The following is a 21,656-nucleotide window of genomic DNA, read 5'->3' as shown; positions in this document are numbered from 1 at the left end:
CATGGCGTACGCCTGGTGCCCCATGTATGGGGAACCGCAGTGTGCCTGGCGGCCAGTTTGCAGTTCATGGCTGCCCTCCCGCCCAATCCGCCGCGCCGCACGCCGCTCGAGCCGATCATGGAGTTCGATCGCACCGAAAATCCGTTTCGCCAGGCCGTCGTCAAGACGCCGTTGGAGCACCAGGAGGGCAGGGTAGTGATTCCCGAGGCGCCCGGCCTGGGCATAGAGATCGACCGCGAGGCGCTCGCCGCCTACGCGCTCGAAGAGCGCAACTGACGCTTTTGATCGTCTGCAAGACGCGTATCGTTCATGGGGGAGTTGGCCATCCTGTAGCTCGCTGCAGGATGGCCTTTTTTATGCGCGTGGCCCGTATCCGGCCCGCCCCGGTCACGCGAAACACGCCGGATAGACTAATGGCTAAGTGCCGGGTACGAAGAAGTTCATTACGGTATAGAACATATTATGTATTACCAATAGCGTTACTCGTTGAAGAATAAAAATATTTCTAATGTAACGCTGCCCATCCGCGGTACCCGTCGTTGGCTGGTGGTGGTCACGAGCGTTATCGAATTGACCGCAACGCGGAACGCGACAGTACCTGGGCGACGACCACGATCACTATAACGACAACCACTATCCATCAACCGTACTGGAGTAGGGTATGGCCCTTTTGAAAAGATGCCTGATCGGCCTGCTGGGGCTATGGCTGACCGCCAGCGCAAGCGCCAATACGCCAAGCGATCAACTGATCATCGCCCTGAAGATGAGCAACATCCTGTCGCTGGATCCGGCGGCGGCCACGGGCAACGACATCGCCTTCGTCAACGCGAACCTTTACGACACGCTCATCGAACTCGATGTGGCGGACCCGACCGTCATCCACCCGGCGCTCGCCACCGACTGGGAAGTTGCCGATGACAGCATGGCGATCACCTTCACGCTGCGCGACGACGTGGAGTTCCATTCGGGTAATCCGCTGACCGCCGCCGACGTGGTGTGGAGCATCGAGCGGGTGCTGGACCTCAATCTGGCGCTGGCCACCACCTGGAAGGCGCTGGGCTTCACCCGGGAGAACGTTGCACAGTTGGTCACGCAGACCGGCGAGCACGAGCTCGAGATCGCCTTTCCCCGCCAGCTCGATCCCAAGCTCGTGATGTATACCCTGGCGACCAGCCCGAGCGCGTTCATCCTCGACCAGCAGGAAGTGATGGCTCACGAACACGAGGGCGACTGGGGGAACCGCTGGCTCACCACCAATGCCGCCGGAAGCGGCGCCTTCGTGCTGGGTCAGTGGATTCCCCAGGACCGGATCGTGATGGCGAAAAATGACCGCTACTGGGGCGAGACGCCGGTGATCGAGCGGGTGGTGATGCGCAACTTGAAGGAGTCGCAGACGATGCGCTTGATGATCGAGCGCGGGGATCTCGACGTCGCCATCGGCATGTCGGTGCCGGACATTCGCTCGCTCGAGAACGCCGAGCAACTGGAGATCCAGACGACCCAGCGCGGCACGCTCTATTACGTCGCGGTCAGCATGAACAACGACATTCTCGCCGACGAGCGGGTCAGAAGGGCGATCCGTGGAACGATCAACTACGCAGGCATCAACGACAGCATCATGCCGTACTACGGCATCTTCCACCAACGCCCGGTGAAGCTCGGCCTGCCGGCGACCCTGCCCGAGCCCATGTACTCGCTGACGACGGAAGAGGCGCGGGCGCTGATGGCCGAAGCCGGGTACCCCAACGGCTTCACGACGACGATCCGCGCGCTCAACGAATCCCCGTTCATCAACGTGGCGATCAACCTGCAAAGCAGCCTGGAGCGTATCGGCATCAACGCCGAGATTCTCAGCGGCACCGGCAACCAGGTCTACGGGGCGATGCGCGACCGCCGCTTCGACATCATCGTGGGGCGTGGCGGCGGCGGCTTCGCCCCGCACCCGGACTCCAACCTCACCCCGCTGCTGCTCAACCCGGACAACTCCGACGAAGCGCGGCTGACCAATTTCCAGGGCTGGCGTACCGGTTATCAGAACACGCGCATCAACGAGCTGATCACCGAGGCGGTGGCCGAGGCGGACAGCGACGTGCAGAACGCGCTCTACGCCGAGGTCCAGTCGATCTACGAGGAGGATGTCGGGGCGCTTTTTCCCTTCTCGCAGATGATCAACACCGTGGTCGTGGGGGGGCAGGTCGAAGGTTATCGCGACGATCCTTCGGCGATGACCCGGCTGCGCAGCGTCACCAAAACCCGCGAGTGACCCCACCTACCGCGAAAAGGAGCTGACAATAATGACAAGATCCCGCTATCTGGGCCTATTGAGAAAGCTGGGCGTTATTGCGATCACCCTGTTCGGCCTTCTGACGATGACCTTCATCATCGGGCGGCTGATGCCCATCGATCCGGTGCTGGCCGTCGTCGGCCCGGACGCCGATTCCTCGACCTACGAGCAGGTGTTCCGCGAGATGGGGCTCGACCGGCCCGTCTGGGTTCAGTACCAGTACTACCTGCAGGCGATGCTGTCCGGCGACTTCGGCCGCGCCATCCTGACCGGAAGCCCGGTCGTCGACGACATTCTCAGGGTGTTGCCGGCGACCATCGAGCTTGCCACAGTGGCGATCCTGGTCGGCGTGGGGCTGGGGATTCCGCTCGGCGTGTACGCCGCGACCCACCGCGGGCGCTTGGGCGATCACCTGACCCGCCTGATCACGCTGTTCGGCTACTCGACACCGGTGTTCTGGGTCGGCATGGTCGGGCTGATCGTCTTCTACGCCTGGCTCAACTGGGCCGGTGCCGCGGGGCGTATCGGCTTTGCCTATGACGGCATGTTCGAAAGCTACACCGGCTTCTACCTGATCGACACGCTGCTGTCGGGCAACCTCGAGGCGTTCTTCAGCGCCCTGCGCCATATCGCCCTGCCGGCGCTGATCCTCGGGCTCAACTCGGTCTCCTTTCTCGGGCGCATGACGCGCAGCTTCATGCTCGAGCAGCTCTCCCAGGAGTACATCAAGACCGCGCGGGTGAAGGGGCTTTCCGAGCGCAGCGTGATCTGGAAGCACGCCTTCAAGAACATTCGCGTTCAGCTTTTGACCATCGTGGCGCTAGCCTATGGCGGCCTGCTGGAAGGAGCGGTACTGATCGAGACCGTCTTCGCCTGGCCCGGCTTCGGGCAGTACCTGACCGATAGCCTCCTGATGGGTGACATGAACGCGGTCATGGCATCGGTGCTGTTCATCGGGCTGGTGTTCGTGTTCCTGAACCTGCTCTCCGATGTCCTTTACACGCTGTTCGATCCGAGGACCCGCTCATGAAGAATCAGCAAACGCTGCGTCACGCGGACTTTCCCCTGAGCCCTCGGGCCGGCGTGATGCCGGGCAAGGGCGCGGCCTTTCTCAAGTCCTTCCGAAAACTGTGTCGCAACCCGCTCAGTGCCTCGGGGGTGGTGATCGTCGCCGTGCTGTTGATACTGGCGATGGCCGCGCCGTGGATCGCCACCCACGACCCGCTGGTCCAGGATCTTTCTCGGGTTCTTTCGGCACCGTCTGCGGCGCACTGGTTCGGCACCGACGAGTACGGCCGCGACATCTTCAGTCGCATCGTCTACGGCTCGCGGGTGACGCTCTACATCATCTTCCTGGTCACCATCATCGTGGGCCCCATCGGGCTTCTGATCGGCACCGTGTCCGGCTACTTCGGCGGCTGGGTCGACAGCGTCTTCATGCGCATCACCGATATCTTCATCTCGTTTCCGAGCTTGGTGCTGGCGCTGGCGTTCGTGGCCGCTTTGGGGCCTGGCCTCGAGCATGCGGTGATCGCCATCGCCTTGACCTCCTGGCCGCCGGTAGCGCGCCTGGCCCGGGCGGAGACGATGACCTTTCGCAAATCGGATTATGTGGTGGCCGCGCAGCTCCAGGGCGCCAGCGCCGCGCGCATCCTGTTTCACTACATCGCCATCATGTGCCTGCCGTCGTTGATCGTGCGCCTGACCATGAACATGGCGACGGTGATCCTGACCGCCGCCGCGCTGGGCTTTCTGGGCCTGGGCGCCCAGCCGCCGCTTCCCGAGTGGGGGGCGATGATCTCCACCGGGCGCAGCTACATGCTCGAAAGCTGGTGGCTGGTCGCCTTTCCCGGCGCCGCCATCATGCTGGTCAGCCTGGCCTTCAACCTGCTGGGCGACGGCCTGCGCGATCTTCTCGACCCCCGCACCGAGTGAGGAGTACCCATGAGCGTACTGACAGTCGAAAAACTCAACGTCACGTTTCGTACCGATGACGGCGCCAAGCACGCGGTGCGCGACGTCTCGTTCACCCTGAACAACGAGAAGCTGGCCATCGTCGGCGAGTCGGGGTCGGGCAAGTCGACGGTGGGCAAGGCGATCCTGCGCCTCAACTCGCCCTCCACCCAGGTCCGCGCCGAGCGGCTCGCGTTTCGCGATCAAGACCTGCTCACCTGCAGCGAAAAGGCGATGCGCACCATTCGCGGCCAGCATATCTCGATGATCATGCAGGACCCGAAGTTCTCGTTGAACCCGGTGGTGAGCGTGGGCGACCAGATCGCCGAGGCGCTGCGCGTGCATCGGCGCATCTCGCGCCAGGCCGCCCGGGAGGCAGCGCTCGACATGCTGCGCGAGGTCAGCATCAGCGATCCCGAGCACGTTTTCGATCAGTACCCGCACGAGATCTCCGGCGGGATGGGGCAGCGGGTAATGATCGCCATGATGGTGATTCCCGAGCCCGACATCATCATCGCCGACGAGCCCACCTCGGCGCTCGACGTCTCCGTGCAGCAGGACGTGCTCGATATCCTCACCCGGCTCATCGAGAAGAAGAACATCAGCCTCATCTTCATCAGCCACGATCTCAACCTGGTCAAGAAGTTCTGCGACCGCGTGCTGGTGATGTACAGCGGCCAGGTGGTCGAATCGATCAAGGCGAGTGATCTCGCCAACGCCTCGCATCCCTACACGCGGGGACTGATGGAGTCGCTGCCGAGCCTGCGTCACCGCCGGGCAACGCTTCCGGTGATGACCCGCGATCCTGCCTGGCTCGCCCAGGGAGGTGCGCCATGATCGCCATCGACTCGCTCTCCTTCGACGTCTCGACCTTCACCCGGCGCAAGCGCATCCTGAGCGACATCTCCCTCGAGATAGGAAAGGGCGAATGCTTCGGGCTCGTCGGCGAATCCGGCTCGGGCAAGAGCAGCATTCTCAAGTGCCTGGCGGGGCAGTTCCAGGGCTGGGAAGGCGCGATCGAGATCGAGGGGCGCTCGATCGCCGACACGCCGCCCAAAAAGCGCAGTGATACCCTGCAGATGGTGTTCCAGGATCCTTTCGGCGCGCTGCATCCGCGGCACACGATACGCAAGATCCTGAGCGAACCCCTGGCGATCAAGGGTGTGGCCGACAGGGCGGAGCGCATCGAGAAGGCACTCACGGACGTGGGGCTCGACGCGTCGTTTCTGCCGCGCTACCCCCACCAGATATCCGGCGGCCAGCGCCAGCGCGTGGCCATCGCCCGAGCGATCATCATGGACCCGAGCATTTTGCTGCTCGACGAGCCGACCTCGGCCCTGGACGTTTCGGTGCAGGCGGAAATCCTCAACCTGCTGGCGTCGCTGCATCAGCGCCACCAGCTCACCTACCTGATGGTCTCCCACGATCTAGGCGTCATCGCCCACCTGTGCGAGCGGGTTGCCGTCATGCAGGCCGGCCAAATCGTCGAGATCGTCTCCCGGGACGACCTGGTCGAGGGCAACGTGACCCACCCCTATACTCGGGAGCTTCTCGAGCACGCCTTCAGCCGCGAGTGAGAACGAGCGAGAAAGGCCGGCGCCTGTGAGGCGCCGGCCGCTGGATCATCAAGCCATACCAGGACTCAAGTCATATCAAGAGTCTGGCGATGTCAGCCGAGGCTATCTGAGCTTTGCATCGAGCCACTCGAAGGCGGCGTCCTGCATGTCGGCGGTGAAGACGTGCCCCTTGTCTTCCCACAGGCGCGTCGTCAGATGCTCCTCGGCGCCATGGGCGCTCCAGACGTCATGCATGCGCGCCATGGCGCCCTCGACCGCGCTGGGCGGAAACAGCGTATCCTCTTCACCGGCGTAGACGAGCATGGGCGCGGGCGCCGCTAGCGCCGCCACGTCGGGAAAGTCGAGCAGCCGGAGCAGGGAAGGGTGCAGCATGTTGAAGGCCGACTGGCCGCGCAGCTGGTTGTTGCCCGGCACCATCAGCCCCTTTGCCTGCGCCATCCAGGCGTTGGCGACGGTGGCACTGATGTGCGGGGAGAGCGCGGCCACTTGCCATGCCCGGAACGCGCCCATCGAGAAGCCGACCGCCGCTATCCTGCCCGGGTCGGTGTCGGGAAGCTCTGCCAGAAACGCCGCTGCGCGCGTATCCTCGAGGGCGATCAGCCCCGCCAGCGAAGAGCCCAGGTTGAACAGGTTGGCAGCCAGCGCCTGCTGCGCCTCGTAGCCGTTGCCTTCGCGATCCCCCCAGCCGAGCGCGTCCGTGGCCAGCACGACGTAGCCGCGCTCGGCCAGTTCCTCGCCCGGGAATCTGCCCGAGAAGAACCGGTCGGCCCATTCGTTGGCCGACTCCAGCCGCTGGTCGTCGTACCAGGGCGCGATCCATTTTTCCTTGCCGATATCGAAACGCGAGCCGTGATCGTGAAGCATCAGCGCCGCCGGAAACGGCCCTTCACCCTTGGGCACCAGCAGCAGTGCCGTCACGCGGCTTTCGTCGCTGACGTTGAAGGCGATGCGACGCGCCAGGTAGCTTCCCCGGTCGACCTCGTCGATGAGCTCGGCTTCAAAAGGGCGTGAGGCGGTGTAGGGCAGGATGCTAGCGCGTACCTGGGGAAGCGTCTGCTCGCGCCAGACGGCGGGATCGCCGCCTTCATAGGCGAGCGGGAAGCTCATGCGCTCCTTGAGCGCCTGGTAAAAGAGCGGCAGATTGTCATCGGTGACGCCTTGCGGGTCGGCCAGCGCCGCCTGTGCGGCGACGAGCAGCAGGGCGGGAATCGACAAGCGTTTCATCGAGCGTTTCATCGTAGCTCCTCGCTTTCAGAACGCGCCGCGGGCAGCACATCGATCCTCTCGAGCCAGCTCGCCAGCAGGTCGGGCCAGCCCGCCACCGGCAGGTCACCCGCGCCGGCGATGCCGAAGCCGTGGCCGCCATCGCGGTAGACGTGAAGCTCGGCCTTCACTCCCGCCTGGTGCAGGGCGCTGTAGAAGGCGATGGCGTTCATCGAAGAGACCGACGGGTCGTCGTCGGCGTGAACGATGAACGTCTCGGGGGTGCGTGAGTCGACGTGCTCCTCCGGCGACTGGGCCTGCTTTTGCTCCGCGGAAGGCGCCTCGCCCAGAAGCGCCTCGCGGGAGCCCGCATGGACCGCCTCGTCCTGCATGGTGACGACCGGGTAGACCAGCGCCACGAAGTCGGGGCGCGCGGAAACCGCCTGTTCGGCGTCATCCAGCGTGTAGGCGGCGCGGTCGTACCCGGTGGCAAGTGACGCGCCGAGATGGCCGGCGGCGGAAAAGCCCAGAAACCCGATTCGGTCGGGGTCGAGGTTCCACTCGGCGGCCTGGCGACGCACGAGGCGCACCGCCCGCTGGGCGTCGGCCAGCGGCGCATCGGCGCGATTCTCGTGGCCTTCGCCCGGCAGGCGATAGGTCAGCAGGAAGCTGGTCACGCCCAGAGGCGCCAGCGCCCTGGCGATCTCGATGCCCTCCTTGTCCAGCACCACGCGCCGATAGGAGCCGCCGGGCGCGATAATGATCGCGGCGCCGTTGGGGTGCTCGGGCACCCAGGCCGTGAGGCTGGGCTCGTTGATGCCGGTCAGCGCCCGGTCGGGGGCGAAAAGGCTTCGAGAGCGTTCGCTGATCGTGGGTGAGAGTTCGGCGGGCGTACCTTCGGGCGGCCCGTCCCACAAGGGGTAGACCGCGTGTTGCGAGAGTGGCTCGGCCATGGCGACATTGACCTGCAGGCAGCTTGTCAGGGCCAGCACGCAGCCGGCCAGGGCAAGGGGGTTACGGTTCGACATGTTCATTGGGTTGCTCTTGTTCTTGAGACATGACCATCGACGTGCTGTCGAAGCCGTCAGGCGGACGCTGCCCTCCGGCCTCGTTTCTCGTTCACTCTGCGAAGACGATCTGCTGCAGCGCCAGGGCCCGGCGACGGTGCTCTTCCAGGGTTTCAGGAGACTCGCGAAGCAGCGCCCGGATCTTCTCCAGGGTCGCCTCGTCGTAAGGTGCGGCGTTCGAGCCGCTGTCGTCATCACCGATGAACACGTTGTCGTCGTCAATGGTGCCGTGAACGCTATCGCTGTACTGGCTGGGGCTTTCCAGATGCAGCGAGACGTTGCCGGAGAGGTGCGCCGGCTCGAGCTGGTCGCCGTAAGGGCTCTGGCGAACGATGAAGTTGAAGCGGTCGTTGTCGATGGCCACGTTGTCGGCGATGGTCAAGGCGCCGGCGTTGAAGTTGTCGGTAAAGCCGTCCATGCCGTTGTCGAAGGAGAGGTTGCGCTCGACATGGTGATCCACCGGCAGCCCTTCACCGCCGAGCTTGAAGCCGTTGCCGATGTTGCCGCCGGTACGCTCCGAGTCGAGGGTCTGACCATTGTTGAAGGCGATGGAGTGAGTGATGGTGACCGCGCCGTTGGGGCCGTCCTCGACCTTGTTGAACAGATCCCAGCCGTCGTCGATGTTGTGGTGCGACAGGCAGTGCTCGAAGCGGTTGCCGTCACCGATGCGCATCTTGGCGGCGAAACCGTCGGCGTTGATGCCCGAAGCGTCCCGGTTGTTGTAGCTTTCGCTATGGCGAACCGTGTTGTGGCTCGCCCACAGGGCGCGGCCGACATCCTCGGGGGAGGTGATCTGAAAGCCGGTGTCCGGCGCGCTGTGGGTCACGATGTGCTCGAACACGTTGTGGCTGCCGTGAACGATCAGCCGCTCGCCGGCGACCTCGAGATGGTCGAGCTGCCAGTAATGGGCGTTGTGCGAGACCATGCCGGTGAAGCGCACCTCGGCGCCTTCCCCGGTCAGGCGCTTGAGTGCGCCGGGGCTGCCGCTGACCTCGAGCGGGATCTCGATGGCGCCGTACTCGCCGCCGGCCAGGTGGATGGTGCCGCCGGGGGCGACCAGCGCCAGCGCCGAGGCCAGGTCCAGCGGGTTTTCCTGATCGCCCGCTTCACCGGCTCGACCCTCTGGTGAGACGTGCAGGTTCATGGGGTCGGCCACGCGTGCGGGCTCGAGGGTGAGGGCGCGGCGTTGCAGCTCGCTGTCGGGGCCTTCGTCGGGCTGGAAGGTGACCTCGAGCTCTGTCGGTTCGTCGATCTCAAGCGCCGCGCTGAAGAGGCTGCCCGCCTCGACGTCTTGATCTTCGCCCACGGGCTGGCCGTTCTGGCTCAGGCTGAAAGTGCCGGCGTAGTTGGCCAGGGCCTGGAAGGTGTAGTTCGGCGTACTGGCGCGCTCCGGCGAGGCGATCGACCAGACCAGCGGTGTCTGCGGCGCCTGGTAGGCGTCGCCCGGGTGGGTGTCCGCCGGCGTGAGTTCGAGATCGATATCGGCAACGCTCAAGCGCGCGTTGCGCGCGGCGAAGAAGCCGACGTACTGGTTGTCCGGGTCCTGCACCTGGACCAGGCTGGCCGGCGCGTCGTCGAGCTCGTAACGATGGACCTCGTCGCCATCGTCGAGCGTGACGACGAAGTGCCCGTCGCCGCGCTCGAGACTCATGCGGTAGGTCTGCGCCTCACCGTAAGGCAAAGCCTCGACGTAATCCTCGCGGCTCATGAGGTTGCCAGGATTGCCCCAAGGGTCCTGAATGCCTTCGCGGTAGACCGCCGTGGCGTTGGCCAACCCGTCGTTTTCGCGAGTGTGCGAGCGCAGCAGATTCATGACCATGTTGGAGGCAGCGGGAAATTCCTCATGGCCCTGCGGCTGCGGTTCGGCACGCGGGGCACCGATCACGTCGCGGGCGATGATGCCGGCGCCTTCCTGGCGGTTGGGCGTGGCGCCGGTTTCCGGGCCCAGCTGCTCCAGGGTCAGCGTTGCCGTCAGCACGAAGTTTTGATCGGTCGGCAGGGTGGTGTAGTAGAAGGTGCCGCCTTCGTGGGAGTTGGCCAGCTTGCCGCCACGGCTCTCGATCACCACGTGATCGAGCAGCGGTCCGGGTGACACGGGCTCGCCATCGTGGGTCACTTCATTGGTGCCGACTTTCTCCGGCAGGATGGTCGAGCCGAAGTTCAAGTCGGTGGATTGACCGAAGGTGATGCCTTGCCAGGTGAGGGTCGAAGGATCGTCCGCCTGGGCGGTGGAAACGCCGAGTATCGGCGCGAAAAGGGTAAGTGCCAGCGCTGCTTTTCTTGTCATGGTCAAGCCTTGTATCGAGGGGCGTTACTGAATTCGAATACGATGGAGGGCCACAAACCTAAGCGGAATGCAGCTTTAAAAATAATACATAGTATGTTTATGGCTCAATATTAGCTCAAAGTAGCATGCAAACTTTTCTCGCCCGAACGCATGGGATCAGGCGATCTCGATCCAGTCTGGGCTCTGGCCTACGGGCAGACGGTCGACCAGGGTAAGGTGACCGCTTTCGGGGTCGATGCGGTAACTTGCGATGTGATGGGAAAACTGACCGGCGGCGATCAGATGACGGCCATCCGCGGTGATGGCAAAGCCGCGTGGGCGGTTCTCCGTCGGAAAGCGGTGTCGAAACGTGATGCTGGCATCCGGGGCGATCGTGAAAAGGTGCAGCGTCGAGGTCGCCTTTTCCGAAGCGTAGAGAAAGCGCCCGTCCGGGGTGAGATGTACGTCCGCGGCCTGGAACGGCTCGGGCTGCTCGGCCAGGTGCGCCGTCTGCAAGAGCGCAAGCGAGTGCTCGCCGTAGCGCACGACGCTGAGCGTGCCGTTATGCTCGCCGATCACGTAGGCGACGGGCTGGGTAGGGTGGCAGGCAATGTGGCGCGGACCGGTGCCGGCCTCGAGCGCGAGTTGCGTCACGCTCGCTCCTTCGAGAAGCTCGCCCGGTGTGCGCTCGGAAGAGGGCGTCCATTGATAGATCACGTCTTTTCCCAGGCTCGTGCCCAAAAGGCTTTTACCGCCAGGCGTGATGCACAGCGCGTGCGCCTTCTCGATACTCTGGCGGTACGACGCTTCGGGGGCGATGCGCTTCTGTTCGTCGATTAAGTGGGTGCTGACGTGGTGATCGATGAACGAGGCGCACAAGAGATGGGTGTCGTCGGTGCTCGTCTCGATGTAGGCCAGGTTGGTGTCGAGCGGGGTGTTCTCCTGGTGTGTCAGTGCCCCCTCGGCATCGATGCCAAAACGGGCGACAAAGAAGGGCTCGCCCCTGGAAACCGCGTACAGGGTCGAGCGATCGCGCGTGAGGCACAAGGGCATGGCGCCACCGGGTTCGCGAAGCCCCGGCAGGCGGCGATGGGAGACAAGTTCGAGTTTGCCGGTCTCGTCATCCAGGTATGCCGAGTAGAGCTCGCCACTCAGTGCGCACCCTACGTAGAGCATTCGTTTGCTGGCCGTCATCACGTCTCCTCAGGGCGGTCGATACCGGTATGAAACGTCTCGAGCGATCGTCCAGCGACGTCGCATGAAAGCGTCGCTCGCGCCTAAGCCATTCATACCATTGTCTATGTTGTTGTCGCTTAGCGGTAACATTACTATCAAACATATTATGTATTACCTTGCGCGCTATGCCAATCGTCACCCACTTACAGAGGCCAAGCACGATGAGAATCGAATCCCTGTCCGTAGACGTCATTCGTTATGAGTCGAAGCTTTCGCGAGATAGCGCCGGTCACGCTCATGCGGGCCAGCCCAGCGAAGCCCAGATCGCCATGCTCAGCGTCACCGCTGAAGATGGCAGCAAAGGATACGCTTTTGCTCCCAAAGAGCTCATTCGTCCTTACATCGTCGAGCAATACTTCAAGAAAGCGGCGATCGGCAAGCCCGTCCACGCGCGTGAGCTCATCTGGCAGGACCTGTGGCTGCGCCAGCGGGGCAGCGGGGCGCAATTGACCGATCGTGCCATGGCGATTCTCGACCAAGCGCTCTGGGACTTGGCAGGCCGCCAACTTGGCGTGCCCGTCTACCAGATGCTGGGCGGGGCGCGTACCAAGGTGAAGGCTTACGCCAGCACCATGTGCGGTGACGAAACCAAGGGCGGCCTTTCCACGCCGGAAGAGTACGCCCAGTTCGCCGAGACCCTGGTCGGTCAAGGGTATCAGGGCATCAAGCTGCATACCTGGATGCCGCCGGTGAGCTTCGCGCCGAGCGTCGAGATGGACATTCGTGCCTGCGAAGCCGTGCGCGAAGCGGTCGGTCCCAACATCGCCCTGATGCTCGACGGCTACCACTGGTACAACCGCCTGGACGCCCTGAAGATCGGCCGCGCGTTGTCGCGTCTCGATTTCGCCTGGTTCGAGGAGCCGATGCCCGAGGATTCGATGGAGTCCTACCGCTGGCTGACCCAGCAGGTCGACGTGCCGGTCATCGGCCCCGAGACCATCGGCGGCAAACACCAGAGTCGCGCCAGCTGGGTCCAGCACCAGGCTTGCGACATCCTGCGGGCCGGGGTCGCCAACGGCGGGGGCATCACGCCCTGCATCAAGGCCGCGCACCTGGCCGAAGCCTTCGGCATGGATTGCGAGATCCACGGCAACGGCGCACCCAACCTGGCCGTGGTGGGCGCCATCACCAACTGCCAGTGGTACGAGCGTGGCCTGCTTCACCCCCACATGGACTACGACGAAGCGCCCGCCTATCTCAACGTCATCGTCGACGAGATGGATAGCGAAGGCTTCGTCCACCTGCCGGATCGCCCGGGGCTGGGGGAGAGCATCAACTTCGATTACATCGACGCCAATACGCTCGAGCGGTATTGAGCCCGGCCGGGCATCCGCACGATTCAGGCACGCCGGCTCGACTCGCCAGCTTGAAGCAACTCGGCTACGCCGATCACAAATAAAAAAATACAAGGGGCAATCATGTCTATCGATGTTTGGGTAATACTCATTTACCTCGTTTTTCTGGTGGTCATCGGGTGGGTGTTCAAGAATTTCAACACCAATACCAGTGACTACTTCCGGGGGGGCGGCAACATGCTGTGGTGGCTGGTGGGCTCCACCGCCTTCATGACGCAGTTCTCCGCCTGGACCTTCACCGGCGCGGCTTCGCAGGCCTACGTCAGCGGTTTCGCCATCATCTTCCTGTTCGGCGCCAACGCCGCCGGCTACTTTCTGAACTACGTCTATTTCGCGCCGCGCTTTAGACAGCTGCGGGTGGTGACCGCCGCCGAAGCCCTCAAGATGCGCTACGGCAAGCCCAGCGAGCAGACCTTCATCTGGTTCAGCATGTTCGACGGCCTCGTCTCCGCAGCCACCTGGTTGAGCGCGCTGGCCATCATCACCTCGGCGGTATTCAACGTTTCGCTTGAGACGGTCATTCTGCTGGCGGGTATCGCGGTGGTCGCGATGTCGGTCACCGGCGGCGCCTGGGCGGTCGTGGCCTCCGACTACGTCCAGATGCTGATCATCATGTCGGTGACGTTCGTGTGCTTCTTCGTCGCCTGGGGCAACACCGACAGCATCGGCAGCATCGTGTCGAGCTACGACGGCGAGTTCTTGACCGGCAGCGGCTACGGCTATGCGTGGCTGTTCGGCTTCTGGGTGTTCATGCTGATCATCAAGCAGATCTTCATGATGAACAACACGCTCAACGGCTATCGCTACATGTGCGCCAAGAACAGCAAGAACGCCCGCTATGGCGCGCTGTTCACGCTGTGCCTGGCGTTGATCGGCCCGATCATCTGGTTCTTCCCGGCCTGGTTCATGCACGCCAACAGCCCGGATTTCGCCCAGAACTTCCCTGCACTGGGCGCGAGCGCCAACGAGGCGGTCTTCGTCGCCTTCGTCAGCGAATACATGCCCGCCGGCATGCTGGGGCTTCTGATGGCCGCGATGTTCGCCGCCAGCATGTCCTCGATGGATTCTGGCCTGAACCGCAACGCCGGCTTCTTCGTGCGCAACTTCTACCTGTCGGTCATCAAGCCCAACGCGAACGAAACCGAGATGCTGCGCGTATCGCGTATGGTCACCTTGATCTTCGGCGCGATCATCATCGGCATCAGCCTGTTCATCAACTCGCTCAAGAGCATGAGCCTGTTCGAGATCCTGCTCACGGCGAGCGCGCTGATCACCTTCCCGATCACCATTCCGGCCATGCTGGGGCTGATCGTGCGCAAGACGCCGGACTGGTCCGGCTGGGGCACGCTGGTGGTGGGCTGCATGGTCTCCTACGGCGTCGGTGCCTGGCTGAGCCCGGAGATCGTCAACAGCGTCATGGGCATGGAGATCAGTGCGCGTGAATGGTCCGACTTCCGCGTCGCCTTCGCGATCGGCGCCCACGCTGTCATCACCGGTGGCTTCTTCCTGCTCAGCAGCCTGTTCTACAACGCCGAGAAACACTCCCCCGAGCGCGCCGCCGAGCGCCGGGAAATGTGGCGTCGCTGGGAAACGCCGGTGGAAAGCACCGATGCCGACCCGGCCGCCGACGCCGTGGATTACGGCCAGAAGATCATCCTGGGTCGTCTGATCCTGATCGGAAGCGTGATGGTCATGGGCCTGTCGCTGCTGCCCAACTCCACCAACGGGCGTCTGGTCATGCTGCTGTGCGGCGCGCTTCTGATGATCCCTGCGGTCCTGATGCTGCTCTCGGCTCGTTCGAGCAAGCGTGCCATGCAAAACGCCGATCTTCAGGCCAGCATCGCCTACAAGTAATCACACTTCCCACGAGTGCTTTTATCCAACCGATGAAAGCACTCATGAACATCATATGTCATAGATGATACGGCTGGTCCTTACGACCTTTCGTAGGGCCAGCTACAACAAGAAACCATCAAAAGGGTGCATCATGAAAAATAAAAAGCTGATTATTGGACTCGCCGCGCTGACAACCCTGATCAGCGGTTTCAGCTACGCAGGCTCCACTACCATTTCGACGAAGTACGAGCAGACGTTTCGGGAGAACCAGGATTACAAGGTGAAGTTCGGCCTGGGACACACCTTCGATAACGCCGTGGCTTTTTCCTTCGAGCACCAGCGCCGGTGGCGTGATGAAATCAGCGGCAGGCCCGAGCTAGCGGAGAACCTGTTTGGGCTGGGCTACTCCTATGCACTCGATGACGATAATCGCTGGTCGCTTCAGCCCAAGATCGAGTACAAGTTCAATCCAGGATCCGAGACCATGCGCCCCATGCTGCGATTGAACTATCGCATCAATGACGATTGGCGGGTAGGTGGACGCTACCGCTATGAATACCAGACCTTTCGGGAGGGGGGCGGGGCACGCTCTCGCGTCAATCGTTTCGACGGTTATGTAAGCTACGCCGTGACAGATCAGATCGGTCTGGCTTGGAACACGAGTTACGCCTACGTACTGGGTGAGGGCAACATGTATACCGGCAACGAGGATCGCTGGGAGCACGAGCTCGGTCTTGGATACCGCATCGATCGCGCCAACTCGCTCGCCTTGACCTACAAGCGTAAGGACAAGACGCGCGACGAAGCTACCTATAACGGTGGTCGCCACAACGATGCCGTCCAGGTGACCTATAACTACCGATTCTAGGTATTCGAGTGCAAAGGCGGCGGGCGTTGGAAACGTCCAGCCGCCATCCAGTGCTTATCGATCGATTCGGAGCTCGAACATGAATTTTCGCCTAGCCTTCAAGACCTGTTGCGTACTCACCCTGGTCGCCAGCCACGCGGCCTTCGCCGACAGTCCCCGGCTTCAGGCCGTGCAGGCATTCGCCGATACCGTACTCGACCAGGCCGGGGATCACTACCATGGCGACAACCCATCGCCCTTGCTGGCATCGGGCGTCAATCCCAATACCGGCGAGCAGATGGAGTGGATCTTTCCCGACGGCCGCACGGCCGTGCTGTCGAACTTTTCCGCGCAGCAGAACTTCATGCGCGTTCTGGTCGGCTTGAGCAACCTCACCGGTGACCCGCGCTACCGTGAGCACGCCGAACAGAACGTGCGCTACTACTTCGACCACTTCCAGGACGACAGCGGGCTCTTGTACTGGGGCGGTCATCGCTTCGTCGACCTGAAGACCCTCGAGCCGGAAGGGCCGAGCGAGAAAGAGCTGGTTCACGAGCTCAAGAACGCCTATCCCTACTACGAGCTCATGTTCGACGTCGACCCAGAAGCGGCGATGGACTTCATCCGCGCCTTCTGGAACGCCCACGTCTACGACTGGGAAGTGCTGGAAACCAGCCGGCACGGCGAGTATGGGCTGGAGCAGGGCGCACTTTGGGACAGCGATTTTTCCCAGCAGCCACCTTTCTTCGAAACCAAGGGGCTCAGCTTTCTGAATACGGGTAACGACCTGATCTACTCGGCAGGCCTGCTCTATCACTACAATGACGAACCCGGCGCGCTCACCTGGGCCAAGCGCCTGGCCGAGCAGTACGTGCTGCCGCGCGATGCCCAGACCGGGCTGGGGGTGTACCAGTTCACCCAGCCGCTCAAGCGCGACGAGACCGATGACGATGGCGACACGCACTCGAAGTATGGCGATCGAGCCCAGCGCCAGTTCGGCCCGGAGTTCGGGGCCGCGGCACTGGAGGGCAACATGCTGCTGCGCGGTCGCACTGGAACGATCTACTCCGAGAACGCGTTGATGCAGCTCGCCCTGGCCGAGTCGCTGGGCGACGAGGGCGCAAAGATCCAGCAGTGGACGATCGACGGGCTGAAGGCGTTTGCCCAGCATGCCTACGACGAGGCGTCGAACACGTTTCGTCCCATGATCGCCGACGGCACCGATCTTTCCAACTACGTCCTGCCTCGCGATGGCTACTACGGCAAGCAGGGAACGGTGCTCGAACCCTACGAGGCGGGCAGCAACTTCCTGCTCTCCTACTCCCGCGCCTACACGCTGGAGCCGGACGCCGACCTCTGGCGCGTGGCTCGCGGCATTGCCAAGGGGCGGGGGCTGGGCGATATCGGCGAAGAGGGCGGGCAGAACCCCGCCGTCGACCTGGACACTGGCAATAGCGATGCTCACACGATCTTTGCCCTTATCGATCTGTGGAAGGCGACGGAGCAGCCGGTCTATCTCGACCTGGCCGACAAGGTCGCCGACAACATTCTGGACGATCGGCGTGTCAACGACTTCTTCGTTCGCACACCAGACGTGCAGTACGCCGAGATCGACAGCATCGATCCCTACGCGCTGCTGGCACTGGAGGCGGCCCACCAGGGCGAGTCCGGTGCCGTCGCGCCCTTCTTGAATGGCGGCGGATTCACGGAAGGGGCCTATCTGATGGCCAGTGGCGAGACGCGTTTCGTCACCAGCGACAACGAGCTCTTTTCGTTGAAGCAAGGCGAGGAGCTGCAGCCGAACGGTCGCCGCTGATGGCATGGCGCAGCGCCTGAGGTCGATGGGCGCTGCATACAGGGTAGCCGGCGGGGAGAGGATGCGGATGTGATCGCATCGCCCTCCCCGCCAACGAGTAGGGCGCCTCGTCAATTGTCTGCGAGGCGCAATTCGATATTGATCACGACTCCACGAAAGCTTATAGTTGTGTGATGTATTACAACAGAACATGATACAGGAATAACATTATGCATTTTTCACGTGAACAAACGCTGGCGTCCATTTCCAACGGCCTGCTCTCCTTCCCCATCACCGATTTCGACGGCCAGGGTCGCTTCGCTCGCGAAAGCTACCAGGAGCGGCTGAAGTGGTTCGTCAGCCACGAGATCTCTGCCGTGTTCGTCGCCGGCGGCACGGGCGAGTTCTTCAACCTGTCACTCGATGATTTTCGCGCGGTGGTGACCACCGCGGTCGACACCATCGGTGGGGAGCTTCCGATCATCGCCAGCGCCGGTCAGAGCGTCGAGCAGGCCAAGGCGCAGGCCAAGATCGCCGAAGAAGCCGGGGCCGATGGCATTCTTTTGATGCCTCCCTACCTGACCGAGTGTCCTCAGGACGGGCTGGTCGAGTACGCTCGTGCGGTGTGCAACAGCACGTCGATCAACGTCATCTACTACAATCGCGGTAACGGCATCATGGATGCGGCTTCCGTGCAGGCGCTGGCGGATGCCTGCCCGAACCTGATCGGCCTGAAGGATGGCAAGGGCGATATCCAGGCGCTCAACAAGATCGTCAAGACGGTCGGCGACCGGCTGGCCTACATCGGCGGCGTGCCTACCGCCGAGATCTTCGCCGAAGCCTACCTGTCGATCGGCGTGAACACCTATTCGTCGGCGGTCTTCAACTTCGTGCCCGACATGGCGTCCACCTTCTACAAGGCGCTGCGTGCCGGCAACCACGACACGGTCAAGAAGATCACGCAAGAGTTCTTCATTCCCTTCATCGAGCTGCGCGATCGCAAGCAGGGCTACGCCGTCAGCCTGATCAAGCAGGGCGCAGAGATCATCGGCAAGCCCGCCGGCCCTGTACGCGCACCGCTGGTCATGCCCTCGGCGGAGGAGAGCGATCGACTGGCCAAGCTGATCGATGCCGCCAAGCAGTACTGAGCGCCACCAGAACACTTTTTTGATCTACAGGAGGCATGATGTCGATTCCAGAAAACACCCGCCCGTTGACCGGCCCGACGCCGCGCTTGAAAGCGCCGGCGGGAGCGACGGACTGTCATGCCCATATCTTCCTGCCGGGTTTCCAGTCCCAACCCGGCGGTCCGCAGATCGCGGAGCTGGCGACCGTCGATGATTATCGAAAGTTGCAGGCATGGCTCGGCCTTTCGCGGGTCGTCGTGACCCAGCCCAACGCCTACCAGACCGACAACGCCGCGCTGGTCGAGGCGCTCGAGCAGTTCGGCACCGATGTCGCGCGCGCCATTGCCGTCGTCACGCCGGATACCTCTCGCCAGGAGCTGGATCGGCTGCACGAGAAAGGCGTTCGGGGCGCGCGCATCATGCAACTGCCCGGCGGCGCGGTAGGCATCGATCGCATGCTGGCCGTCGAGAAGAACATTCGTGACCTGGGCTGGCATCTCATGGTGCAGTTCAACGGTCGGGACCTGCCCGACTACCATGACGAGCTGCAGAAGATCGAAGGGCGCTACATCATCGATCACATCGGCAAGTTCATCGACCCGGTGGCGGCAGACGATTCCCGCGTCGATGACATCCTGCGCCTGATCGACAAAGGCAACGCCTGGTTCAAGATCTGCGGCGCCTACGAGACCAGCCTGACCGGTGCGCCCGAGTTCGCCGACGTGGCCCCCATCGCCAAGCGGGTGATAGAGCACGCCCCGGAGCGCATCCTGTGGGGGTCCAATTGGCCACACGTCGGCGTGCAGCGCGCCCAGTACCCAAGCGATGCCGAACAGCTCGACATCCTGCTCGAGTGGGCAAGCGAGGAGAACCGCCAGAAGATATTGGTCGACAATCCGGCGTTTCTTTACGATTTTCGATAGTCAGGCGCGTTGACGCCCAACGACAAGAGCCACAAGGAGACAGACATGCTCGACAGACTACTGGTCACCGGCGCCGCGGGCGGCGTGGGCAAGGCCATCCGCCCTTATCTGGACAAGCTGGCCAAGCACGTGCGCCTGTCGGATATTTCCGATATCGACAGTCCCGCCACGCACGAAGAAGTCATGAAGTGCGACCTCGCCGACTACGAAGGCGTCAAGGCGCTTCTCGAGGGCTGTGATGGCGTGATCCACCTGGGTGGCGTGTCGCTCGAGAAGCCCTGGCAGGGCATTCTGCAGGCCAACATCGTCGGCACCTACAACCTGTACGAGGCGGCGCGCCACTCGGGCAAGCCACGGATCGTGTTCGCCAGCTCCAATCACACCATCGGTTTCTACGAGCGCACCCAGAAGATCGACACCCGGGTCGTGCATCGCCCCGACTCCGTCTACGGGCTCTCGAAATGTTTCGGCGAGGATCTCGCCAGTCTCTATTTCGACAAGTTCGGCATCGAGACGCTGAGCGTGCGTATCGGCTCGTGCTTCCCCGAGCCTCGCGACACGCGCATGCTGGCGACCTGGCTGCACGTCGAGGATTTGATGAGCCTGTTCGAGCGCGCCTTCCAGGCACCCAAGCTCGGCAATACCGTCGTCTATGGAGTTTCCGACAACGCCGAGCAGTGGTGGGACAATCAGCAGGTATCTTTTCTGGGCTGGAAGCCCAAGCACAGCTCCGAGCAGTGGCGCGAAAAGATCGAGGCGCGCGGCGACGTTCCTGCCGCCGATGAACCGGAAGTGGTCTACCAGGGCGGTAAGTTCGCCTCGTCGGGTCACCCGGACGACTGATCGTCATATGTATGATAAAAAAGGGGAGTGGATACGCTATAGTGTTCGCTCCCTTGGAGGACGTAGAACACCTCTGAACTTTTGATTCCAGTGAGAGTTGGTCGAGTATGAAAAGCCTTGGCATACAGCCCCTAGTACACGGTGGAAGCCTGTCACGGCAGGTCTCCCAGCAGTTGGAGGGCATCATCGCCCGCCAGGAGATCCCGGTCGGTGACAAGCTGCCGCCGGAAGGGGCGCTGTGCGACATGTTCAGCGTCAGCCGCACGGTGATTCGCGAGGCCATCACTCACCTCAAGTCCCAGGGGCTGGTCGAGACTCGGCGCGGGATCGGGACACGGGTACTGCGCTCGGCGCCCGAATCCCGTAGCCCCGAGAAGAAGATTCGACTGAGTACCATCGAGGATATCCTGAACATCCTCGAGCTGCGCCTGACCATCGAGCCCGAAGTGGCGGCGCTGGCGGCCACGCGGCACGATGAGCAGGATCAGCAGCGCTTGGTCACGCTGCACGAGGCGTTTCTCGAGGCCTGCAAGAACACGACGCAGGCGCGTGACGAGGATCTGGCGTTTCATGCCGCCATCGCACAGGCGACGCATAACCCGGCCTTCGTCACCATCTACGAACAGTGGGATGTCGGCACCATTCCTCGCGCCAAGTTGATGTCCGTCGCGATCGATTCGCAAACGACCGTCCAGTACCTCGAGAAGGTGGGGCAGGAGCACGCGGACATCCTCGAGGCGATTCTGGCGCGCGATGCCAAGGCGGCGAACGCCGCCATGTATCAACACCTGAAGCGTGCCTACAAGACGTACTACTCATACAAATAAGGGCGTTGAAAGGTATCGCCCTACGCGAACTACCAGGAGAGATCGACCATGGCATTGGAAGGTAAACTCTTAATCGGTCAGCAGAGTGTCAGCGGTACACGCGCCAACATCCAGGCGACCAACCCAGCGACCGGCGAGACGCTCGACCCGGCTTACGTCGGCGGCGATCGCAGCCACGTCGAGCAGGCAGCCGCCCTCGCCTGGGACGCCTTCGACACCTACCGCGAAACCTCCCTCGAGGCGCGCGCAAGCTTCCTCGAAACCATCGCCAGCGAAATCGAGGCCATCGGCGACGAGCTGATCGAGCGCGCCGTGGCCGAGTCCGGCCTGCCCCGGGCACGCATCGAAGGCGAGCGCGGACGTACCTGTGGTCAGCTGCGCCTGTTCGCCTCCGTGGTTCGCGCCGGCGAATGGCTCGACGTGCGTATCGACCCCGCGCTTCCCGATCGCCAGCCGCTGCCGCGTGCCGATCTGCGCCAGCGTCATATCGCGCTCGGACCGGTGGCGGTATTTGGTG

At 62.9% G+C, this 21,656-nt stretch carries 19 protein-coding genes; 15 read left to right on the top strand and 4 right to left on the bottom strand.

Translation table 11 applies throughout. The features are described from left to right. From BIS11_RS00290 to BIS11_RS00265, 6 genes are all read left to right on the top strand, one after another. Positions 1-276, top strand: a 276-nt coding sequence (locus tag BIS11_RS00290) for an enolase C-terminal domain-like protein (protein WP_301283031.1), incomplete at its 5' end; no start/stop codon positions are given. 385 nt (positions 277-661) lie between these two features. After that, a complete protein-coding gene (locus tag BIS11_RS00285) occupies positions 662-2,263 on the top strand; it encodes an ABC transporter substrate-binding protein (protein ID WP_253425647.1) in 1,602 nt (533 codons plus the stop codon). Positions 2,264-2,294: 31 nt separating this feature from the next. Next, positions 2,295-3,314 (top strand): ABC transporter permease, encoded by a 1,020-nt coding sequence (locus BIS11_RS00280; RefSeq protein ID WP_253425645.1) that lies wholly within the window; start codon positions 2,295-2,297, stop codon positions 3,312-3,314. Further along, positions 3,311-4,219 carry a nickel transporter permease gene (gene nikC, locus BIS11_RS00275; RefSeq protein ID WP_253425643.1) on the top strand — a complete coding sequence of 303 codons (909 nt, stop codon included), beginning with the start codon at positions 3,311-3,313 and terminating at the stop codon, positions 4,217-4,219. The genes BIS11_RS00280 and nikC overlap by 4 nt, the downstream gene beginning before the upstream one ends. A gap of 9 nt (positions 4,220-4,228) precedes the next feature. Continuing rightward, a complete protein-coding gene (locus BIS11_RS00270) occupies positions 4,229-5,074 on the top strand; it encodes an ABC transporter ATP-binding protein (protein WP_253425641.1) in 846 nt (281 codons plus the stop codon). Continuing rightward, a complete protein-coding gene (locus BIS11_RS00265) occupies positions 5,071-5,814 on the top strand; it encodes an ABC transporter ATP-binding protein (RefSeq protein ID WP_253425639.1) in 744 nt (247 codons plus the stop codon). The genes BIS11_RS00270 and BIS11_RS00265 overlap by 4 nt, the downstream gene beginning before the upstream one ends. Positions 5,815-5,916: 102 nt before the next feature. Here the strand turns inward: BIS11_RS00265 and BIS11_RS00260 are convergent, their stop codons facing one another. The 4 genes from BIS11_RS00260 to BIS11_RS00245 all read right to left on the bottom strand — a co-directional run bounded on the left by BIS11_RS00260 (position 5,917) and on the right by BIS11_RS00245 (position 11,544). Then, positions 5,917-7,050 carry a dienelactone hydrolase family protein gene (locus BIS11_RS00260; RefSeq protein ID WP_253585636.1) on the bottom strand — a complete coding sequence of 378 codons (1,134 nt, stop codon included), beginning with the start codon at positions 7,048-7,050 and terminating at the stop codon, positions 5,917-5,919. After that, positions 7,047-8,045, bottom strand: coding sequence for an alpha/beta hydrolase (locus tag BIS11_RS00255; RefSeq protein WP_253418594.1), 999 nt, complete (start codon positions 8,043-8,045; stop codon positions 7,047-7,049). Before BIS11_RS00255 ends, BIS11_RS00260 begins: the two co-directional genes overlap by 4 nt. Positions 8,046-8,136: 91 nt before the next feature. Beyond that, entirely contained in the window at positions 8,137-10,371 is a 2,235-nt protein-coding gene (locus tag BIS11_RS00250) for an exopolygalacturonate lyase (protein WP_253418593.1), read from the bottom strand. A 156-nt stretch (positions 10,372-10,527) separates the two neighbouring features. Beyond that, complete coding sequence (locus BIS11_RS00245) at positions 10,528-11,544, bottom strand: beta-propeller fold lactonase family protein (protein WP_253418590.1); 1,017 nt, start codon at positions 11,542-11,544, stop codon at positions 10,528-10,530. Positions 11,545-11,747: 203 nt separating this feature from the next. Between BIS11_RS00245 and BIS11_RS00240 the strand changes: the two genes are divergently transcribed. From BIS11_RS00240 to BIS11_RS00200, 9 genes are all read left to right on the top strand, one after another. After that, positions 11,748-12,902: a mandelate racemase family protein gene (locus BIS11_RS00240; protein WP_253418587.1), complete on the top strand. Its 1,155-nt coding sequence runs from the start codon at positions 11,748-11,750 to the stop codon at positions 12,900-12,902. 102 nt (positions 12,903-13,004) lie between these two features. Continuing rightward, positions 13,005-14,795 carry a transporter gene (locus BIS11_RS00235; protein ID WP_253418585.1) on the top strand — a complete coding sequence of 597 codons (1,791 nt, stop codon included), beginning with the start codon at positions 13,005-13,007 and terminating at the stop codon, positions 14,793-14,795. A gap of 133 nt (positions 14,796-14,928) precedes the next feature. Then, positions 14,929-15,645: an oligogalacturonate-specific porin KdgM family protein gene (locus BIS11_RS00230; RefSeq protein ID WP_253418582.1), complete on the top strand. Its 717-nt coding sequence runs from the start codon at positions 14,929-14,931 to the stop codon at positions 15,643-15,645. Between the two features lie 79 nt (positions 15,646-15,724). After that, positions 15,725-17,440 carry a pectate lyase gene (locus BIS11_RS00225; protein ID WP_253418579.1) on the top strand — a complete coding sequence of 572 codons (1,716 nt, stop codon included), beginning with the start codon at positions 15,725-15,727 and terminating at the stop codon, positions 17,438-17,440. A 209-nt stretch (positions 17,441-17,649) separates the two neighbouring features. Then, complete coding sequence (kdgD, locus tag BIS11_RS00220; protein ID WP_253418576.1) at positions 17,650-18,567, top strand: 5-dehydro-4-deoxyglucarate dehydratase; 918 nt, start codon at positions 17,650-17,652, stop codon at positions 18,565-18,567. A gap of 38 nt (positions 18,568-18,605) precedes the next feature. Beyond that, positions 18,606-19,469 carry an amidohydrolase family protein gene (locus BIS11_RS00215; protein WP_367399039.1) on the top strand — a complete coding sequence of 288 codons (864 nt, stop codon included), beginning with the start codon at positions 18,606-18,608 and terminating at the stop codon, positions 19,467-19,469. Between the two features lie 45 nt (positions 19,470-19,514). Then, positions 19,515-20,312 carry an NAD(P)-dependent oxidoreductase gene (locus BIS11_RS00210; RefSeq protein WP_253418570.1) on the top strand — a complete coding sequence of 266 codons (798 nt, stop codon included), beginning with the start codon at positions 19,515-19,517 and terminating at the stop codon, positions 20,310-20,312. A 107-nt stretch (positions 20,313-20,419) separates the two neighbouring features. Next, the gene (locus BIS11_RS00205; protein WP_253418568.1) at positions 20,420-21,139 is read left to right on the top strand and encodes a FadR/GntR family transcriptional regulator; all 720 of its coding nucleotides are present in this window, start codon (positions 20,420-20,422) and stop codon (positions 21,137-21,139) included. Positions 21,140-21,187: 48 nt separating this feature from the next. Next, positions 21,188-21,656: aldehyde dehydrogenase family protein (locus tag BIS11_RS00200; protein ID WP_253585634.1), on the top strand; the 469-nt coding region annotated here is incomplete at its 3' end.

Origin of the sequence: Halomonas sp. 707D4 (assembly GCF_024158685.1) — a bacterium.
GTDB lineage: Bacteria > Pseudomonadota > Gammaproteobacteria > Pseudomonadales > Halomonadaceae > Vreelandella.
The sequence above is the reverse complement of the archived record's forward strand: the minus strand, read 5'-3'. Positions and strand labels throughout refer to the sequence as shown.

What these genes read in the sequence shown, in the direction of transcription:
- BIS11_RS00270 (WP_253425641.1), top strand. Translation starts at nt 4,229, where the DNA reads ATGAGCGTACTGACAGTCGAAAAACTCAACGTCACGTTTCGTACCGAT.
- BIS11_RS00235 (WP_253418585.1), top strand. Translation starts at nt 13,005, where the DNA reads ATGTCTATCGATGTTTGGGTAATACTCATTTACCTCGTTTTTCTGGTG.
- kdgD (WP_253418576.1), top strand. Translation starts at nt 17,650, where the DNA reads ATGCATTTTTCACGTGAACAAACGCTGGCGTCCATTTCCAACGGCCTG.
- BIS11_RS00225 (WP_253418579.1), top strand. Translation starts at nt 15,725, where the DNA reads ATGAATTTTCGCCTAGCCTTCAAGACCTGTTGCGTACTCACCCTGGTC.
- BIS11_RS00265 (WP_253425639.1), top strand. Translation starts at nt 5,071, where the DNA reads ATGATCGCCATCGACTCGCTCTCCTTCGACGTCTCGACCTTCACCCGG.
- BIS11_RS00280 (WP_253425645.1), top strand. Translation starts at nt 2,295, where the DNA reads ATGACAAGATCCCGCTATCTGGGCCTATTGAGAAAGCTGGGCGTTATT.
- nikC (WP_253425643.1), top strand. Translation starts at nt 3,311, where the DNA reads ATGAAGAATCAGCAAACGCTGCGTCACGCGGACTTTCCCCTGAGCCCT.
- BIS11_RS00205 (WP_253418568.1), top strand. Translation starts at nt 20,420, where the DNA reads ATGAAAAGCCTTGGCATACAGCCCCTAGTACACGGTGGAAGCCTGTCA.
- BIS11_RS00245 (WP_253418590.1), bottom strand. Translation starts at nt 11,544, where the DNA reads ATGACGGCCAGCAAACGAATGCTCTACGTAGGGTGCGCACTGAGTGGC.
- BIS11_RS00250 (WP_253418593.1), bottom strand. Translation starts at nt 10,371, where the DNA reads ATGACAAGAAAAGCAGCGCTGGCACTTACCCTTTTCGCGCCGATACTC.
- BIS11_RS00215 (WP_367399039.1), top strand. Translation starts at nt 18,606, where the DNA reads ATGTCGATTCCAGAAAACACCCGCCCGTTGACCGGCCCGACGCCGCGC.
- BIS11_RS00260 (WP_253585636.1), bottom strand. Translation starts at nt 7,050, where the DNA reads ATGAAACGCTCGATGAAACGCTTGTCGATTCCCGCCCTGCTGCTCGTC.
- BIS11_RS00285 (WP_253425647.1), top strand. Translation starts at nt 662, where the DNA reads ATGGCCCTTTTGAAAAGATGCCTGATCGGCCTGCTGGGGCTATGGCTG.
- BIS11_RS00230 (WP_253418582.1), top strand. Translation starts at nt 14,929, where the DNA reads ATGAAAAATAAAAAGCTGATTATTGGACTCGCCGCGCTGACAACCCTG.
- BIS11_RS00240 (WP_253418587.1), top strand. Translation starts at nt 11,748, where the DNA reads ATGAGAATCGAATCCCTGTCCGTAGACGTCATTCGTTATGAGTCGAAG.
- BIS11_RS00210 (WP_253418570.1), top strand. Translation starts at nt 19,515, where the DNA reads ATGCTCGACAGACTACTGGTCACCGGCGCCGCGGGCGGCGTGGGCAAG.
- BIS11_RS00255 (WP_253418594.1), bottom strand. Translation starts at nt 8,045, where the DNA reads ATGTCGAACCGTAACCCCCTTGCCCTGGCCGGCTGCGTGCTGGCCCTG.